Genomic DNA, 930 nt, shown 5'->3' on the forward strand with positions numbered 1-930 from the left:
ATTTATGCCCCCAACCAATTGTATAAAAACTCTGTCAAAGATGAGGATGATAATGAAACCATAGAGTTTAAAAACGGTAAAGGACAGGTTGTATTAGTAAGAAAAGTCATGAGCCCTGCAGAACATGTGGATACCTATTATGTTTATAATGAATATGATCAGCTGGCTTTTGTTATTCCTCCTCTGGCTGTTCATAAGTCTATTACGGATGATCTACTCAATACCTTATGCTATCAGTACCGTTATGACGGCAGGGGAAGACTTGTGGAAAAAAAGCTTCCCGGCAAAGGCTGGGAGTTTATGGTATATGATAAAGCCGACAGGCTGATGCTTAGCCAGGATGCCAATATGAAAGGATCTGGAAAATGGCTGATGACCAAGTATGACCAGTGGGGAAGAGTTGCCTATACAGGCATATTCAGTTCAAATGACAGTAGGGCGACAATACAGGATCAGATCAAGGATTTGGTTATTTATGATGCGCGCCATTCTACAGGTTTTGTAAGGAATGGAATCAATATTTATTATACCGCTGTCTATTTTACCCCTGAAAGTATTTTGTCGGTTAATTATTACGACTCTTATCCTGCCTACAGTTTTAATCCGGCATTCCCCTCAACAATTCAGGGAGAACCAGTATTGGCAGACACTCCTACAGCTGATGGAAGAAGTACCAAAGGACTACCTGTAATGAGTTTTGTAAAGAATATTGAGGATGATAACTGGACCAGGAACTATACCTATTACGATCAGAAAGGAAGAGCTATTGGCAGTCATTCTGTGAATCATTTGGGAGGATATACAAGAACAGAATCCAAACTGGATTTTGCAGGAATCACGAAACAAACTGTAACAAGGCATAAGAGACTGAGTACGGATACCGAAAGGGTCATCACAGAAACCTTTGATTATGACAGTCAGAACCGCTTG

1 pseudogene is annotated in these 930 nt (G+C 40.3%); it reads left to right on the forward strand.

Annotated elements, in window-relative coordinates:
• Nucleotides 1–930 (forward strand): annotated as a pseudogene (locus tag RAH34_RS22765) (RHS repeat-associated core domain-containing protein); the annotation flags it as partial.

The organism is Chryseobacterium sp. WLY505 (assembly GCF_030846215.1).
In the GTDB taxonomy this organism is placed as follows: Bacteria; Bacteroidota; Bacteroidia; order Flavobacteriales; family Weeksellaceae; genus Chryseobacterium.